A 945-nucleotide genomic window follows, 5' to 3' on the forward strand; every position below is an offset into this window, starting at 1 on the left:
CTAGACGAGTAAGTCCTAACTGATCAGTGGTCGTAGGCGATCAGTGATCGGGTGATGGGCTGGCCGGTGGCGCGGTTGTGCCAGATGGCTGCGGTTAGGGCGAGCAGGCGTTGGGCGATGCGGGCGGTGACGCCGTCGATGGTGCGGCCGCCGTGCAGTTCGAGGTCGAGCTGGCCTTTGAGGGTGTCGTTGACCGATTCGATGAGCTGGCGGACGGGTTTGAGCAGGTGCTGGGCTGGGTGTGGGGTGCGGTTGCGATAGGACGGGCGCAGCAGCCGCACTCCTCGTTCGGCCAGGAAGGTGTCGAGTTCGCGGGAGATGTAGCCCTTGTCTCCGATGATCAGCAGGCCTGGCCGGTCGGCCAGAACCGACTGGTCGTGGTCGAGGATCGCCATCAGGACCTGGCGTTCGTCGATTTTCGGGTTGGCCAGGGCCCAGGTGATCGGGAGTCCTGCCGGGGTGCAGATCAGGTGCAGGCGCAGGCCCCAGAAGAACCGTGAGTGCGATGAGCAGTAGCCGTAGCCGGCCCAGCCGGCGAGTTCGGAGCGTTTCGCGGCCTCGCGGGAGCGGGCGCATTCGACCGGTGTGGAGTCCACGATCCAGGTCGCATCGGTCCACAGGTCGGTGTCGAGGGCGAGCATCCGGATGACCTTCTTGAGCAGCGGGACCGCGGTGCGCAGTCGCTTGTTGTAGCCGGATTGCTGTGGCAGATAAGTGAAAGCGCCGGGCAGGTGCCGGGGCAGGAACCGCAGCCACCGGGCCTCGGAGCGGATGCCGAGCAACGCTTGGGCCACGGCGAGGGTGAGCAGTTCGGCGTCGGTGAGCCGGGGTGGCCGACCGGTCCGAGCGGGTCTGCCCAGGTGGTCATCGATCTTGACGTAGAGTGCGGTCAGAAGGGTGTTCAGGTCGGTCCTCACAAACTGATCTTGAACACCCTTCGTCTGT

At 65.5% G+C, this 945-nt stretch carries 1 protein-coding gene; it reads right to left on the minus strand.

Going from position 1 to position 945, the window contains the following annotated elements:
* Window positions 1-23: 23 nt before the first annotated feature.
* On the minus strand, window positions 24-917 hold the full coding sequence (locus QSK25_RS45215) for an IS982 family transposase (RefSeq protein WP_285647884.1): 894 nt from the start codon (window positions 915-917) through the stop codon (window positions 24-26).
* Window positions 918-945: the final 28 nt, after the last annotated feature.

The sequence above is a fragment of the Lentzea sp. NBRC 102530 genome (assembly GCF_030269365.1).
Classification (GTDB): Bacteria; Actinomycetota; Actinomycetes; order Mycobacteriales; family Pseudonocardiaceae; genus Lentzea.